This is a genomic window from Pseudomonas sp. G.S.17, from assembly GCF_038096165.1.
In the GTDB taxonomy this organism is placed as follows: Bacteria; Pseudomonadota; Gammaproteobacteria; order Pseudomonadales; family Pseudomonadaceae; genus Aquipseudomonas.
In genome coordinates, this window is sequence record NZ_CP151076.1 from 2,090,936 (window position 1) to 2,105,684 (window position 14,749).

The following is a 14,749-nucleotide window of genomic DNA, read 5'->3' on the forward strand; positions in this document are numbered from 1 at the left end:
TTTACAACTAACGACTCATGGCGTGTGGCCGCTATCTGGCGTTTAATGCAGACAAAATAACGATAAGCTCAAACGGGGTAAAGGCTATGGCCGCAAATGGATCCTTGACCGGCACGCCGCTGGATCGCCAGCCAACCGAGACCCGATCGGCCCGGACAGCCCGCTGGCTGGTGCCCGGTCTGCAAAGCATCGCGTTCGTCTTGTTATTGCTGGCGCTGGCGTATACCGGACTGTCCGTCTACGCGGCCTTGCCGCTGGCCCTGGCATTTATCTGGCTGCCGCTGTTCTTTACGGGCACGCCATCAGCTGAAACGCCGTATGACCCGAACGCCGATATCACTCGCCTGACCCGAGACTTGTCGCGCACCACCAGCCATAACGCATTGTCGGCAGCAGGCGTGGCTTTTTCCGTGAGGCAACTGGCGGGCAAGGTTCAGTCGCAGCTGTCTGCTGCGGAAAAAATCGTCACCAGCGCCGACGTGATGATCGCCACGGAACACCAGACCGCACAGCTCAGCCAGCAGGCCTTGAGCGCGTCGAGCGAGGCGCGGCAAAGCAGCGACGCGGGCCGCAGCGTGCTGGGCGAATCCATCACCCGCATGCACCTCCTGAGCAAACGCGCCATCAGCAGCCGGGAACTGATCGAGGCCTTGAGTCAGCGCAGTGAAGAGATCCAGCGCGTGACCCTGGTTATCCAGTCCATTGCCAGTCAGACCAATCTGCTGGCCTTGAATGCCGCCATCGAGGCCGCCCGCGCTGGCGAACACGGTCGCGGCTTTGCCGTGGTTGCCGATGAAGTGCGCGGCCTTGCCGGGCGTACCGCAACCGCCACCGAGGAAGTTGGGCAGATGGTGGCCGATATCCAGCAGCGCACGGCCCAGGTCGTTGAGCAAATACGCCAGTTATCCACCGATCTGGACAGCGGTGTGGAGCAAGTCGAACTCACGGGGCGGCATCTGGAAAACATCGCGCGACTGACTGCCGGGGTCGAGGTGCAGGTGAGCGAAATCGCCCTGGGCGCGCAAACCAATCAAGAGCAACTGGACGGCCTGTTCGTCGCCGTGCAACAGATGCGCAGCGATCTGGCCATCAGCGATGACCAGACCCGCAAACTGGCGGATGCCGCCGTGCAGATGGAGGGCCAGGCCGAAACCATCAGCGAGCGCCTGGCAGAAGTGGGCCTGGATGATTATCACCAGCGCATCTATGACCTGGCGAAGGAGGGCGCCAGTCAGATCGCGCTGAAGTTCGAACAGGATATCGATGAAGCCCGCGTCAGCCTCGATGATTTGTTCGATCGCAATTACCAACCTATTGCCAAAACCGCACCGGCGAAATTTCAGACTCGTTTCGATCGTTACACCGATCAGGTGCTACCCGCGATTCAGGAACCGCTGCTGACGCGACACGATGGGCTGGTGTTCGCCATTGCCTGCACGCCTCAAGGCTACGTTCCCACCCATAACAATGCGTTCAACCAGCCGCTGACCGGGGATATTGCTGTCGACACGGCGCGCAATCGCAGCAAACGCAAATTCGACGACCGCACGGGAATCCGCTGTGGCAGCCATCAACAGGCGGTATTGCTGCAGACCTACACCCGGGACACGGGTGAACTGATGCACGATTTGTCCGTTCCGATCATGGTCAAGGGTCGGCATTGGGGTGGTTTGCGCCTGGGTTACAAGCCGGAGGGCTTGCCGCTGCGTCATTCCTGAGCGCCTGAGTCAGGATGTACTGCCCGGTTGCATGTTGACCGGGCTGGCATGTCTCTCAACTCAACTCAACTTGCTCTTGTTCGTTTGATGTGATTAAAAAACAGGCCGCTTAGCCTAATAGGCGGCTTTTTTTATGTCGGATTTATATCTTCAAGTTGTTTATCTTTACCAATCGAGTGTGTGGGATAAGTCTGAGTTTGTGTGTAAGCCTTGACGAGCGGGTATCGCTGAGCAAGCTGAATGTATCAATGTTTGTCATTGATTCATGCGGCTTGATTCAGTCGCGTTAGAAACGGATGCTCCGATGATAAATACATGGAATGTAAATAAATCGTCCGATACGCCCGGTACAGCAATGCTCAGTGTCACTGTCCGTATTGGGGTTTTCTTTGATGGAACAGGTAATAACCGGGTAAACAGCCAGGTCGGCGCGGATTGTCGGGCGATGGCTGAAATAAACAACAATGTTCATATTCGCGAATGTAAAGGGCGTCACGATGAGCCGGGCAGTAGTTACGCCAATGATTTGAGTAATATTGCCAGGCTTGCAGGGCTTTATCGCCTGCAGGCCAAAGCCATTAATAACGGCGCAGGCCTGAATGTTTATTGGCCGGTCTATATCAGCGGCGCAGGGACAGTTTCCGGCGGTCGCGATTCTTTCTGGCCGGGACAGACATTCGGTCGCGGGCCGACCGGTGTCGTGGCAAAGGTCGCTCGCGCCATGCAAAAAATAGGTGAGCGGCTCAAGGGTTTTTCCCGGGATAACCCCGACTGCGTTATCGGTGCACTGGAATTCGATGTATTTGGCTTCAGTCGCGGCGCGGCGGCCGCCCGGCACTTCATCAATGAGGTACTTAAACGGGACAAGGGCAGCCTTGAACCGGTGCTCAATCAGCGCAAGGTTCCACTGAACCCGGAATTCTCCTGGAGCAGCGGCAGCGTGAGAATAAGATTTGTCGGCTTGTTCGACACGGTGGCGGCCATCGGCGGCTTCAAGGATCTGGGCAATGTCAGGGATGCCAGCAATCGAAACGTCAATTTGTACCTGCCGCCGGGCTCTGTGGAACATGTCGTGCATCTGGTGGCGCGCGATGAATTGCGGCGTAATTTCGCCCTCAATAGCGTCGCACCTCATTGGCCACGGGAGATTCTGCTGCCGGGAGCGCATTCAGATATTGGTGGTGGTTATCACTCGCAAATGCAGGAGCGAGTGCTACTGACTCGCCCGCGCTGGAGTGTGGTGGGCTGTGACCCGCCGTCCGGATTGACCGGCGCCTGGCGCAAGGCGTACAGGGACCTGCAGGCACTGGACGCCAGCGAACTGGTCGATCCGCTGGACAGTGAGGCTTCGCTATCAGTGGTGTGCGAGCAGACGACGCTGATGAGGTCCTGCAACAAGCTCAACGTCAAGTCGGTCATGGCCGCAGTGTGTTTGCAGCGCAAGGTATTCGGGCATCTTTCCCTGGTGCATCTGCGCCTCATGCACGGGCTGGCCTGCGCCGAGGGTGTTCCGCTGGAACCGATTCCGGTCAGCGATGCATTCAATCTGCCGCCGGAGCTGCAACGCATTGCGCAAAAACTGATGGACTATGCAAAAGACGGAATTTATACGCTGGATAAACGAGAGGAACAGTTATTGCGTCGACGCTACATACATCGTTCAGCACATTGGGAGGCAGCCATTCGCGGCACCGGCCAACTGAACGAGGCGTTATTCGTGCATGCCCCGGCACAGGGCGGTCGGGTGCTGCATCCCAATGTCGAAATGCCGGGTTAAGGATCTGCAAACATCGTCTCGATCCTTGTCACACAACCATCTGAATTGGAACGTAAGACCGGCTTTAGCCGGGAGGAGGCCGGTACATTGGCAGCAGTTGTGCCGTAAGACCTTGCGCCCTCCCGGCTGAAGCCGGTCCTACGGGTCCGGCGTAGTTACGCGGGTGTGTGCAGCAACACATTCAGCTCGTCGACGACAGGCGCCCAGTCAGCGTCCTCACGCAACTCTTCCTTGAGGAAGCGTGCCTGCTGCGGCGTCCAGAAGTCAGCCTCGGACAGCTTCACGTCTTCGGGCAACTGATGGGCTAGCACGAACGCGTCGATACTCGCCTGGTCGGAATCCAGACCCAGTTGTTCGAAAAGTGTCTCCAGTGTCGGTGTGGTCAGTTCCATGTCATCTCCTCGGCGGGTACAAAACCCTGTTGGTCAGTGCTCTCTTGAGCCTTCGTCATGTATCAGAGTGCTGACGCGGCGCAAGAGTTCGAACCGATGAGGCGGCGAGTCCGGGCTGCTGCAGATAGCGACTAAACGCTCAAGGCACCTTGATCAACAGCAGTTTTCAGCTCTTGCGCTGCTTCCCTGGCGGCGATGGCGGCGACCTCGGCCGTCTTGAACCAACGGTCCTTTTCAACCTGGTGCGAGGTAATCGCCTGCTTGCCTTCTTTTGCGCGCATGACAATGACGGCCTGAAACTCACCTTCTACTTCTCTGGATTCACCCCAGATAAAGAACTCGCCAATATCAAATTCAGTCACTTATTACCTTCCCATGGATGACGAGTCGCTTGCGACCAAGGTGAATGGACGCAAGGTCTGATTTTTTTTGATTTGCGCGAGTATGGCAGTTGTTGGCTCGTGCGGGCGTCTTTAAGTAGTGGCAATGACGAATGACCGGTCGCGGATTGAGAATGAAAAGTAGGATTTGTCTTCACCGGATGGGTTATTTCGGTCTTGATTGCGTCGGAAACCGCCCATGATGCTGTTGCAGGTGAAAGGGATATATCCGCCGGGCATCCGGAGCCGGTAGAATCCCCTTCGTGCCAGCGCTGAAAGCGCGTCGGCATTGTCGATTTCCTTCTACCCATAGCGCCAGCGATGGCTTCCTTGCGTCGCACCGTGGCTGCGAATGCTCTACGCCAGGCAAAGGACTTGCCCGCTCAATGCGGTAGAAAGGAAAAGAAGTACTTTTTTGATCGCCCGATTCTGCTCGGGCGGGATCATTTTCATGTTGGGGGTTTACACATTGGCAGTAACTAGTCTGGATACGCACGCTCTATTCGTACTGGGTGACCTACGCGCGAAGTTGGTCAAGCAGTTCCAATCTCGATTTGTGTATGTCACCGAGCAATCCGCTGAAGGGATTTACATTGCCGAGATCGATACCGAGAGCGCTCTGGTGGTGGATGACAAACCCCGCCTGGAACTCAAGGTCGGCGATCATTTCCGTGCCGCGGTATTGCCCAGTCGCGAAGGCGGCAAGTTTGAATTGAAGTTCCGCGACATCAAGTTGACCGTCTACGGTCTGGGTGAATACGCCTACGTGGATACCCCCGAAGGCCATGGCATCGTGTTCAAGGAAGGTCATGGTGTGATGATGGTTTTCGCCGCCAACGAACAGTTGCAGGGCGCGCTCACCAAGACCCTGAAAGCCGCAGTCTCCAAGGCCGCCAAATGGCGCAAGGGCGAACTGGTTTTCAAGGCAAGCGAGTAAATCGCTGAAGGGCTGGAAAAACGGCGGCCGCTTCGATGGCCGCTCAGCTACCGCCCGAATCCCCTGACTGACCGCTGCTGACTTCCGGTGGCACATCTTCCCTGGCCATGCGCTTGCGGAACAGTGCCGTGCGCGCCAGCAGCAGGGTCGTCACCGGCACCGTGATTGCCAGCAGTACCGGAATCAGCCAGGCATGGATCACCGGCCCGGAGTTGAGCGCCGAAAAATAGACGATCGAGGCCAGCGCCACGCACCAGGTGCCCAGCGTCGAGGCCAGCGCGGGCGGGTGCATGCGCTGGAAAAAGTCCTTCATGCGCAGCAACCCAAGTGCGCCGGTCAGCGCAAACAGACTGCTGACGATCAACAACACGGCGGTCAGGACTTCGACCCAAAACGGTAGAACCACAGGGGAATTCATTCGATCACCTCGCCGCGCAGCAGGAATTTCGCCAGGGCGAACGAACCGACAAAGCCGAACAGGGCAATCAACAGCGCTGCTTCGAAATAGGTGTCGCTGGCGTAGCGAATGCCCAGCACCAGCATCATCAGCATGGCGATGATGTACAGGTAGTCCAGGGCCAGAACCCGATCCTGCGCCGACGGGCCTTTGAACAGACGAACCAGCGTCAGAACCATGGCCAGCGCAAAGATCAGCAGGCTGGCCAGAATGGCATTGCCGAGCACGGCACTCATTGGAAAATCTCCATCAACGGGCGCTCGTAAGCGGTCTTGAAATGCTCGATGAAGCGGGCTTCATCGTCCAGGTCGAAAACGTGCATCAGTAGCACGCTACGGTCCAGCGCCAACTCGGACCACACGGTGCCGGGAACCACGGTGGTGATCATCGACAACGCAGCCAACCCGTTGGCATCGCGCAGGTCCAGCGGCACCTTGACGAAGGCGGAACGCGGCGGCCTGCGCTTGGCGTTCCAGACCGTCCAGCCCACCTGGACGTTGGAGACCAGCACATCACGACCCACCAGAACAATCAGCTTGAGGATTGTGCCTGGCTTGCGAACCCGCACGGGCAGCGGTCGTAGCGGGGCCATCAATAGTGGGGCAAGCACGCCGAACAGAATCGCCAGCAATAAATTGCCAGGGCTGATCGACAGGCTCAGAACCAGCCACAACACGGCCAATGCCACGGAAAACAACGGAGCCGGAAACAGGCGCTTCATGGTTGCACCGCCGATATTGCCGAGTCACTGACCGGACCCGGCAGCGGGCGAGTGGCCATGACTGACTGGATATATTGCTTGGGCTCATGCAGCGCCGCGGCCGTGTCCTGGGTGTAGCGCAGCAGCGGCTCGGCCTGGAACGTCAGGGCCACGCAGAGGCCCAGCAAAATCACGATAGGCAAGCATTCGAAGCGCCGCAGCAGCGGTGCCGGTTGCTCTTGCGGGGTCCAGAAGCGCTGAATGCCGATCCGGGAAAACGCCAGCAACGATGCCAGCCCGGAGAAAATCAGCAGGCCGGTGAACACCCAGGTCCGCGTGGCAATCGCTTCGTTCTGGGCAACATCGAGCCCGAACGGATTGAGCAGGGCGCTGAGCAGTGCCAGCTTGCCGATGAAGCCTGACAGCGGTGGCATGCCGATAATCAGCAGCGCCGACACGATGAAACTCAAACCCAGAAACGCCACGGTCATGGGGATGACCTGGCCGATCACGGCCTTTTGTTGGTCATCCAGGTTGGTGCCTGGCGGCGGATGTAGGGATTCCATGGTTCGCGGCAACTGGTCGGCGTCATCGTCCAGCGGGATTTCGTTGGCCGAGCGGGAACGCTCGATCAATTCGGCCAGCAGGAACAGCGCGCTCAAGGCCAGGGTCGAGCTGACCAGATAGAACAGCGCCCCGGCGGTCAGGCTTGGCTGGGCGAAGCCGATGGCCGCCAGCAGAATGCCCGCCGACACCAGAATGCTCAGACCGGCCATGCGCTCCAAGCGCTGGGCAGCGATGATCGATACGGCGGCGGTGAAAATGGTCGCCATGCCGCCGTAGATCAGCCAGTCACCGCCGAACAAGGCCGAGGCTCCGGCCTGCCCGGAAAACAGCAGAGTCCACAGGCGCAGCAAGGTATAGATGCCGACCTTGGTCATGATCGCGAACATCGCTGCGACCGGCGCGCTGGCCGCCGAGTAGGCCGGAACCAGCCAGAAATTGAGCGGCCACATGCCCGCCTTGGCCAGAAACGCCACCGCAAGAATCGCCGCACCAGCGTGCAGTAATCCAAGGTCCGCTTCCGGAACCTGCGGGATTTTCATGGCCAGGTCAGCCATGTTCAGCGTCCCGGTCACGCCGTAAATCAATGCGGCGCCAATCAGGAACAACGACGACGCCAGCAGGTTGATCGCGATGTAATGCAGGCCCGCCGAAACCCGCGCGCGCCCCGAACCATGCAACATCAAACCGTAGGATGCAGCGAGCAAGACCTCGAAGAATACGAACAGGTTGAACAGGTCGGCGGTCAGAAACGCACCGTACAGCCCCATCAACTGGATCTGAAATAACGCATGGAAGCTGGCGCCGGCCCGATCCCAGCGGGCGAGGGCAAACAGCAGGGCGCAGACACCGACGATGCCGGTCAAGACCAGCATCAGCGCCGACAGGTGATCCACCACCAGGACGATGCCGAACGGTACTTCCCAGTTACCCGGCAGGTACACGCCGATTGAGCCGGTGGTGCCGCTTTTCTGGACCCAGATGAACAGCGCGATGGAGATGCCCAGGCCCAGCACGCTGGAGAACAGATTGATCCAGCCTTTGAGCGGACGGTGCTTTTCGCCGAGCCAGAGCATGATCGCCGCCGTCAGCAACGGCAGCAGGATCGGCGCGACGATCAGTTGATTCATCCACGTCATTCTTTAGGCTCCCGGCCGTCCACATGGTCGGTGCCGGTCAAGCCGCGCGACGCCAGCAGCAGCACCAGGAACAATGCGGTCATGGCGAAGCTGATGACGATGGCGGTCAACACCAACGCCTGCGGCAATGGATCGGTGTAATGCAACAAGTCTTGCGGCACGCCGTCCTTGATGATCGGCTCACGGCCGATAAACAGGCTGCCCATACTGAAAATGAACAGATTGACGCCATACGACAGCAGACACAGGCCCATCACCACCTGAAAGGTTCGGGGCCGCAGGATCAGCCAGACGCCGGAGGCAACCAGGACGCCGATGGCAATTGCGATGACTTCTTCCATCAGACGGTTCCTTGTTCGGCGACGGGGGATGGGACGGGCTTGGGCAGCGACGTCGGGCGATGGCTACGCACCGATTGGTGCGCCAGGGCGGTCAGAATCAACAGCGTTGAGCCCACCACCACGGCATACACCCCGATGTCGAAAAACAGCGCGCTGGCCACGTGAATATCGCCCAGCCACGGCAGACTCAGGTGCGCCGTGTGGGTGGTCATGAATGGATAACCCAGCAGCATCGAGCCCAGACCGGTCATGATTGCGAACAGGAAACCCGTGCCCATCCAGCGCAACGGGCGCAGGCGCATCTGCGCTTCGACCCACTGCGTACCGGCAACCATGTATTGCAGAATGAACGCCACCGACATCACCAGCCCGGCGACAAAACCGCCGCCTGGCTGATTGTGCCCGCGCATGAACAGGTACATCGACACCACGAAGGCGATCGGCAGCAACAGGCGCACCAGCACGGCGGGCACCATCATGAAACCCAGCGCGGTATCGCTGGCGCTGCGCGGGTTGACCAGATCGGTGACCACATCCCGCGCCAACTGACGCTGCTGGGCAGGCAAGGGAATGCTTTCTTTCGGCGGACGGAAGCGGCGCAGCAGGGCAAACACAGTCAGCGCCACGGCGGCCAGCACGGTGATTTCGCCGAAGGTGTCGAAACCGCGGAAATCCACCAGCATCACGTTGACCACGTTGCTGCCACCGCCTTCCGGAATCGCCCGGCTGAGGTAGAACGACGAAATCACATTCGGCGTGGCGCGGGTCAGCATGGCGTAGGACAGCAGCGCCATGCCGCCGCCGACCATGGTCGAGAGAATCAGGTCGCGAACCCGACGCGCTCTGGCTCGCGTGCGCGTGCTGACCAGTGGCGCCACATCCTCGTTACGCCGTGGCAGCCAGCGCAGGCCGAGCAGAATCAGCACCGAGGTGACCACTTCTACCACCAGTTGGGTCAGGGCCAGATCCGGCGCAGAGAACCAGACAAACGTAATGCACGTCATCAAGCCGCAGACGCTGACCATGATCACCGCAGCCAGGCGGTGATATTTACCCTGCCATGCAGCGCCGAGGGCGCAGGCAATTGCGATCAGCCATAACGTGACAAACACCCCGGAGCCGGGGATTCTTGGTCGATCACCCCAGCTCAGGCCGCTGAAATACATGGGAATGAAGCCGCCGACCAAGGCTGCCAATACCAGCAGGAAAAGCTGCGGTTGCAGGCGACGGGTGCTGATCTGCCGCTCGAAGCGCCGTGCCCAGCGGGTCAGTATCACCAGCGCACGCTCGAACAGGCGCTTGCCATTGAGGCGATTGACCAGCGGCGGGCCGGCGAAGCGGTGCTGTTTGAATGACGGCCGCAACAGCAGATACAAGGCGATACCGCCAGCCATGGCGATCAGGCTCATGATCATCGGTGCGTTCCAGCCGTGCCAGATCGCCAGGCTGTATTCAGGCAGCGTGCCGCCCACTACCGGTTGCGCGGCTGCCGCCAGCAATGGGCCGACAGAATGCGTCGGAAAGATCCCGACAATCAGGCAGGCCAGAACCAGAAACTCGACCGGCGCCCGCATCCAGCGCGGTGGCTCATGGGGCGTATGTGGCAAATCGGTGGCCTTGGGGCCGAAAAAGACATCCACGGTAAAGCGCAGTGAGTACGCGACACTGAACACACCCGCGATGGTCGCGATTATTGGCAGCGCCATCTCGACCCAGGCGGAAGAGGAAATGAACACGGTTTCGGCGAAGAACATCTCCTTGGACAGAAAACCGTTGAGTAGCGGAACCCCTGCCATGGACGCACTGGCGACCATCGCCAGCGTCGCGGTATAGGGAATCAGTGTGATCAGGCCGCTAAGGCGGCGTATATCCCGGGTGCCGCTTTCGTGGTCGATAATCCCCGCCGCCATGAACAGCGAGGCCTTGAACGTGGCGTGGTTGAGAATGTGGAACACCGCCGCCACTGCGGCCAATGGGCTGTTGAGACCCAGCAGTAAGGTGATCAGACCCAGATGACTGATGGTCGAATAGGCGAGCAAGCCCTTGAGGTCGTTCTGGAAGATCGCCGAATACGCACCAAGAATCAGCGTGCAGGCACCCGCGCCACTGACGATCCAGAACCATTGTTCGCTACCGGACAACGCCGGCCAGAACCGTGCCAGCAGGAAGACCCCGGCCTTGACCATGGTTGCCGAGTGTAGGTATGCAGAAACCGGTGTCGGCGCTGCCATGGCATGGGGCAGCCAGAAGTGAAACGGAAATTGCGCGCTCTTGCTCAAGGCGCCAATCAGGATCAGCGTCAGCAGTACGGGATACAACGCATGGGCGCGAATCATTTCGCCGGAGGCCAGCACCCGGTCCAGGTCGTAGCTGCCCACCACATGACCGAGCAGCATCATGCCGACCAGTAACGCCAGGCCGCCGGCGCCGGTGACCATCAACGCCATATAAGCGCCGCGGCGTGCGTCGGCGCGGTGATGCCAGTAACCGATCAGCAGGAATGAGAAAACGCTGGTCAGCTCCCAGAAAAACACGATCTGAATCAGGTTGCCCGACATCACCAGACCGAGCATGGCGCCCATGAATGCCAGGAAAAACGCGAAGAAGCGCGGCACCGGATCATCCGGCGACATGTAGTAACGGGCGTACAGGGAAACCAGCGTACCGATGCCCAGCACCAGCATCGAGAACAGCCAGGCGAAGCCGTCCATGCGCAGGGCGAAATTCAGGCCCAGGCTTGGCAGCCAGAAAAATTCTTCGCGTATTACGCCGCCATCAACGATTTGCGGGTACCACAAGGCCACCTGAATTGCGCCGGTCAGTGCAACCACTCCGGCAAGAATCGATTCAGCGTTGCGCGCATTGTGCGGCAAAAGTGCCGCCAGACAGCTGCCAATGAACGGCAGAAGCAGTAGAACTATCAGGGACATAGGCTTCTAATCTGCGGGGAAATGTCAAGGATCATAAGTGCTGGACCCGGCGCCACCAACCGCCAAGGTGTCGCAGAATCCTACAAGCTTTGTAGGCTGCAACTCATTGTGGCGAATAAATTAAACATTTTCGCAAGTCCTGAAGGCCGGTAATCCCATCAATCCGCTTCGTTCAGACGTTCCTCGTCGGGTTGCTGCTGGATGGCCGGTTTGCCACGGCCTTTCATTTCGCTGACGATTACCCCTGCGACGATCAAAGCCGCGCCGAGCAAGGCGATGCCTGGCAAACGCTCACCGGCCAGACGGCCGAAGATGCCGGCCCAGACCGGTTCGCCTGCATAAATCACCGTCGCGCGGGTTGGCGAGACGGTGCGTTGCGCCCAGTTCATCGCCACTTGAATCACCGCGCTCATCGCGCCCAGGCCTATGGCGCTGATCACCAACAGCCAGGAGAAATCCGGCAGGCGTTCACCGGTGGGCACCACCATCAGAAACGACAGCAGCGACGCGGTAGCCAGTTGCACCACGGTGACCCGGCGTACATCAACCTTGCCGCCATAAGCGCTGATCAGAATAATCTCGGCTGCGATGGCGATGGCGCTCACCACCGTGGCGATCTCGCCGGAGCTGAACTGCAACGACGCACCGTCGGGGCCTGACAGCAGCATCAGGCCGGCAAATGCCAGGGCGATGCCGATGCTGGGCATCAATCCCGGTCGCCGCCCGAGTACCAGCCACTGCAACAGCGGTACGAATGGCACGTACAGCGCCGTGATGAACGCGGATTGACTGCTGGGAATGGTCTGCAGGCCCATGGTCTGCAAGCCGTAACCGAGCATGATCGCCGCACCGATGGCGATGCCCGCCTTGAGTTCGACCAGGGTCAGCTCGCGCATGACATTCAATGAGAACGCCGCGACGATCAAGGCGGCAGCAGCAAAGCGCAGGCCGACGAAAAACATCGGTCCACTGACAGTCATGGCATGTTGCACGAGCAGGAACGTCCCGCCCCAGATCAAGGTGATCAGCACCAATACCAGTTCTGCTTTGCTGAATCGTGGCTTCATCAGGGTAGACTTCATGCTTTCACCGGGCTTGATCGCCTTGCGTATCGCAAAGGCACAACGCATTATGCGTCAAAAGGTGCGCAGTATACTGCGCAATCAGGTCAAGAGAGCAAATGATAGTGAATGACGACCATTCCCAACGCGCACCCGTGCTGCAACACGTCAGTCAGAATGTGCGCCGCCTGCGTAATGCCCTGGACTTCAGCCAGACCGCGCTGGCGGAAAAATCCGGCGTCAGTCGACGCATGTTGGTGGCGATTGAAGCGGGAGAGAAAAACGTCAGCCTCGCGACGCTGGACCGGGTCGCCGAAGCGCTGGATGTCGCGTTCAGCGATTTGATTCAGGCGCCGGAAGGACGTGATCCCAGTCGCATCAACGAAGTCGCCTGGGCAGGTTCGATTCCCGGCAGTCGTGCGGTGTTATTGGCCAAGGCCACCGCCCGGCGTGAAGTGGAGCTGTGGGAGTTCTCCCTGGAGCCCGGCGAAGTCTATGCGTCCGAAGCGGACCCGGATGGCTGGAGCGAACAGGTGTATGTCGTGCATGGCCACTTGACCATCAATCTGACCGACGAGGTGCGACAAGTCGGGCCGGGTGAGTTCTTCATGTTTGCCAGCAACCAGGCCCACAGCTATCGAAATGAAGGCGAGGTTACCGTGCGCTTTGTGCGCAACGTCGTGCTATAGCCAGATGTATCAACTGTTTGCCCCGCTACAGCAGATCAACAGTTTGTGTACCAATGACTACTTTGCAAATCCTGACGCGGGGTTATTCTTGCGTTGATTCTTGCGTTAATAGCGGCGTTCAACTCCAGCTTCAGGGACGGGCACGGCCTGTGCACTGTCATCTGGATCGACGCCAGCCCGAGCGCGGCCTTTCAAGGTGAAACCCAATGATCTCCCCGATTCAGCAAGCCGTTGACCCTTCTCGCAGTGCCGACATTCTGGTGGTCGGCGGCGGCTTGAGCGGCAGCATGCTCGCCGTGCAACTGCTGCGCCTGCCCGGTACGCGACGCATCCTGATTGTCGAACCACGGGAAGAGTTGGGCCGAGGCGAGGCCTACAGCGCCACGGAACTGGGCCATACGCTCAACGGCAATGCGGCACGGATGAGCGTCGATCCGGACAATGCCGATGACTTGACTCAATGGCTGACCGATTTCATCGCTGGTGGTGGTTGGCCTGAATCCGATCAGCAGCACGTGCCCATTGCCGAGTTGTTTCCGCCACGGGGCGTGTTTGGCCTGTATGTGCAGCAGCGCCTGGCTGAGGCCCGCGTGCTTGGCGCGACCCGAGGTTCTTCGGCGGAACATGTGCGCGGCGAAGTGGTGGATCTGCACGTCAGTGAAACCGGGGTGACAATCAACCTCGCCGACGGTCAGCAACTCTCCGGTCGCCATGCCGTGCTGGCGACCGGTATGTATGCCGCCGCGCGCACGCCGCAACGTCAATCCAGCGGGCTCAACGCAGCGGCCGTCGACCCATGGGATGTCAGTGCCATGCGCCAGCTCGATCCTCAATCGCGGGTATTGATCATCGGTTCGGGTCTGACCATGGTCGATGCGGTGGTGTCGTTGCAGCAGGCCGGCCATCGTGGGCCTGTCGAAATTTTTTCGCGCCACGGGCTGCTGCCCCATGTGCGCCGTCAGCCGCCGATCTGGGTGGATTTTCTCGCCGAGGACCCGAGCATTCGCAGTACCCGGCAACTGGTTCGCAAGTTGCGCGAGCAATGTGAGTTGGCCATCGAGAACGGTATCGACTGGCAAGCGCCGCTGGACACGGTGCGAGCCAATATCGGACGGCTTTGGAATCAGGCTACCGACGTGCAGCGTCGCCAATTCGTACGCCATGTGCGGCCATGGTGGGAAAGCCATCATCACCGTTCACCGCCGCCTGGCGCTGCATTGCTCAGCCAATTGATCAAACAGGGGCGAGTGACCATCCAGGCTGCTTCGTTGCAGGGCTTTGAAACATTGCCTTCAGGCCAGCTGCAGATTCGCATTCGTCGGCGCGGTGAGCAGGAAACGTCGCTGGTGACCGGGGATGCGCTGATCAACTCCACGGGCATCGAATACGACTGGCGCCGCGTCGACCGTCCGCTGCCCCGACAGTTGCTGGCGCGCGGGCTGATTCAGCCGGGGCCGCTGGCATTGGGCATCGCTGCGGACCCGGGTGGCGCGGTGCTCGATGCGCAAGGGCGAATCTCCTCGCGGCTGTTCGCCATGGGCCCGCCATTGCGCGGCATGTGGTGGGAAAGCACCGCAGTCACCGACGTCGCCCTTCAAGCCAAAGCCCTGGCCGCGCGATTGGCGGGGTTTTAACGTGGGGACGAATATCGCTCTGTAGATACT

The 14,749-nt window shown here is 59.6% G+C and carries 14 protein-coding genes; 5 read left to right on the plus strand and 9 right to left on the minus strand.

Features of this window, described 5'->3' with window-relative positions:
• Positions 1-86: 86 nt before the first annotated feature.
• Both AABC73_RS09600 and AABC73_RS09605 read left to right on the plus strand, forming a co-directional pair.
• Complete coding sequence (locus tag AABC73_RS09600; RefSeq protein ID WP_341523378.1) at positions 87-1,718, plus strand: methyl-accepting chemotaxis protein; 1,632 nt, start codon at positions 87-89, stop codon at positions 1,716-1,718.
• A 304-nt stretch (positions 1,719-2,022) separates the two neighbouring features.
• Positions 2,023-3,495, plus strand: coding sequence for a DUF2235 domain-containing protein (locus tag AABC73_RS09605; protein ID WP_341523379.1), 1,473 nt, complete (start codon positions 2,023-2,025; stop codon positions 3,493-3,495).
• Positions 3,496-3,650: 155 nt separating this feature from the next.
• Here AABC73_RS09605 and AABC73_RS09610 read toward each other — a convergent pair whose 3' ends face one another.
• On the minus strand, positions 3,651-3,887 hold the full coding sequence (locus tag AABC73_RS09610) for a DUF2789 domain-containing protein (RefSeq protein ID WP_341523380.1): 237 nt from the start codon (positions 3,885-3,887) through the stop codon (positions 3,651-3,653).
• A 131-nt stretch (positions 3,888-4,018) separates the two neighbouring features.
• Entirely contained in the window at positions 4,019-4,249 is a 231-nt protein-coding gene (locus tag AABC73_RS09615; protein WP_331151001.1) for a hypothetical protein, read from the minus strand.
• A gap of 487 nt (positions 4,250-4,736) precedes the next feature.
• Between AABC73_RS09615 and AABC73_RS09620 the strand changes: the two genes are divergently transcribed.
• Positions 4,737-5,204, plus strand: a complete 468-nt coding sequence (locus AABC73_RS09620; protein ID WP_341524202.1) for a hypothetical protein — start codon at positions 4,737-4,739, stop codon at positions 5,202-5,204.
• 43 nt (positions 5,205-5,247) lie between these two features.
• On the opposite strand, the gene AABC73_RS09625 is transcribed toward AABC73_RS09620, so the two are convergent.
• From AABC73_RS09625 to AABC73_RS09655, 7 genes are all read right to left on the minus strand, one after another.
• Complete coding sequence (locus AABC73_RS09625) at positions 5,248-5,622, minus strand: Na+/H+ antiporter subunit G (protein ID WP_341523381.1); 375 nt, start codon at positions 5,620-5,622, stop codon at positions 5,248-5,250.
• Positions 5,619-5,897: a K+/H+ antiporter subunit F gene (locus AABC73_RS09630; protein WP_020291549.1), complete on the minus strand. Its 279-nt coding sequence runs from the start codon at positions 5,895-5,897 to the stop codon at positions 5,619-5,621. The genes AABC73_RS09625 and AABC73_RS09630 overlap by 4 nt, the downstream gene beginning before the upstream one ends.
• Positions 5,894-6,382 (minus strand): Na+/H+ antiporter subunit E, encoded by a 489-nt coding sequence (locus tag AABC73_RS09635; RefSeq protein ID WP_341523382.1) that lies wholly within the window; start codon positions 6,380-6,382, stop codon positions 5,894-5,896. Before AABC73_RS09635 ends, AABC73_RS09630 begins: the two co-directional genes overlap by 4 nt.
• Positions 6,379-8,064: a monovalent cation/H+ antiporter subunit D gene (locus AABC73_RS09640; protein WP_341523383.1), complete on the minus strand. Its 1,686-nt coding sequence runs from the start codon at positions 8,062-8,064 to the stop codon at positions 6,379-6,381. The genes AABC73_RS09635 and AABC73_RS09640 overlap by 4 nt, the downstream gene beginning before the upstream one ends.
• Entirely contained in the window at positions 8,061-8,405 is a 345-nt protein-coding gene (locus tag AABC73_RS09645) for a Na+/H+ antiporter subunit C (RefSeq protein ID WP_020291552.1), read from the minus strand. Before AABC73_RS09645 ends, AABC73_RS09640 begins: the two co-directional genes overlap by 4 nt.
• The gene (locus tag AABC73_RS09650) at positions 8,405-11,335 is read right to left on the minus strand and encodes a monovalent cation/H+ antiporter subunit A (RefSeq protein WP_341523384.1); all 2,931 of its coding nucleotides are present in this window, start codon (positions 11,333-11,335) and stop codon (positions 8,405-8,407) included. Before AABC73_RS09650 ends, AABC73_RS09645 begins: the two co-directional genes overlap by 1 nt.
• Positions 11,336-11,493: 158 nt before the next feature.
• The gene (locus AABC73_RS09655) at positions 11,494-12,417 is read right to left on the minus strand and encodes a DMT family transporter (RefSeq protein ID WP_341523385.1); all 924 of its coding nucleotides are present in this window, start codon (positions 12,415-12,417) and stop codon (positions 11,494-11,496) included.
• Positions 12,418-12,521: 104 nt separating this feature from the next.
• Here AABC73_RS09655 and AABC73_RS09660 point away from each other — a divergent pair, with 104 nt between their 5' ends.
• Both AABC73_RS09660 and AABC73_RS09665 read left to right on the plus strand, forming a co-directional pair.
• A complete protein-coding gene (locus AABC73_RS09660) occupies positions 12,522-13,085 on the plus strand; it encodes an XRE family transcriptional regulator (protein ID WP_341524203.1) in 564 nt (187 codons plus the stop codon).
• 206 nt (positions 13,086-13,291) lie between these two features.
• The gene (locus AABC73_RS09665; protein ID WP_341523386.1) at positions 13,292-14,719 is read left to right on the plus strand and encodes an FAD/NAD(P)-binding protein; all 1,428 of its coding nucleotides are present in this window, start codon (positions 13,292-13,294) and stop codon (positions 14,717-14,719) included.
• Positions 14,720-14,749 lie beyond the last annotated feature (30 nt).